This window comes from Streptomyces sp. NPDC048172 (genome assembly GCF_043202595.1).
GTDB lineage: Bacteria > Actinomycetota > Actinomycetes > Streptomycetales > Streptomycetaceae > Streptomyces.
Window position 1 is genome coordinate 1 of sequence record NZ_JBIDAT010000027.1, and the last position, 1,013, is coordinate 1,013.

At 68.4% G+C, this 1,013-nt stretch carries 1 protein-coding gene; it reads right to left on the reverse strand.

Annotation, left to right across the window (positions count from 1 at the left end; translation table 11 throughout):
- Nucleotides 1-80 precede the first annotated feature (80 nt).
- Nucleotides 81-910, reverse strand: a protein-coding gene (locus tag ACGF3A_RS43990) for an IS5 family transposase (protein WP_393737047.1) whose coding sequence is annotated in 2 segments (ribosomal slippage) — nucleotides 81-574 and nucleotides 574-910 — 831 coding nt in all. Because the reading frame shifts where the segments join, the coding sequence is not laid out codon by codon here.
- Nucleotides 911-1,013 lie beyond the last annotated feature (103 nt).

Genomic DNA, 1,013 nt, shown 5'->3' on the forward strand with positions numbered 1-1,013 from the left:
GCCGCTCTGTAGAGCCGCGTTCCCCGCCGGCCTTCCGGCACTTCTCACCCTCGCCCGCCCCTAGGAGTTGTCTTCAAATGTCACGCCCACATCAGGAGCGAGGCGAGCGTGACAGCTGCCTGGTAGGACTCGGCGGTCTTGTCGTAGCGGGTCGCGATGCCGCGCCACTGCTTGAGGCGGTTGAAGCACCGTTCCACGACGTTGCGCTGCTTGTAGAGCTGCTTGTCGAAGACCGGTGGACGCCCGCCTCGGCTGCCGCGCCGGAGCCGGTTGCGGATCTGGTCGGCCCGCTCGGGGATGGTGTGACTGATGCCGCGGCGTCGCAGCCAGGTCCGTATCGCGCGGGAGCTGTAGCCCTTGTCGCCCAGCACGTGGGTGGGCCGCGCCCGGGGACGGCCCGGGCCCATGCGAGGCACCCGGATTGCCTCCATCACGGTGGTGAACTGGGTGCAGTCGTTGGTGTTGCCGCCTGTGAGTACAAAGGCGAGCGGGCGCCCGAAGGCATCGCAGGCCAGGTGAATCTTGCTGGTCAGGCCGCCCCGGGAGCGTCCGAGTGCGGGGCTGCGGCGCCCCCTTTTCGGGCCCCGGCGGCATGCTGGTGGGCGCGCACGATGGTGGAGTCGACCGACACCAGCCAGTCGACCTGTCCCGCCGCGTCCGCCCGGGCCTGGGCGGCCTGGAGCATCCGCTCGAAGGTGCCGTCCAAGGCCCACCGGCGAAAGCGGGTGTGCAGCGTGTGCCAGGGGCCGTACCGCTCGGGCACGTCCCGCCAGGCCGTGCCTGTCCGGAACTTCCACACGATCCCGTTGAGCACGGTTCGATCGTCCAACCGCTTCCGCCCACGCAAGGACGCGGGCAACAGCGGACGGAGGAACTCCCACTCCTGATCAGACAGTTCATGGCGACGTATCACACGACCATGATCCACTACTCAAGATCAATTGAAGACACGACCTAGGGCGTTCCGCCCTGGTACGGGTCCTGTCCCGCTGTCCGGTACGGGTCCTGGTCCG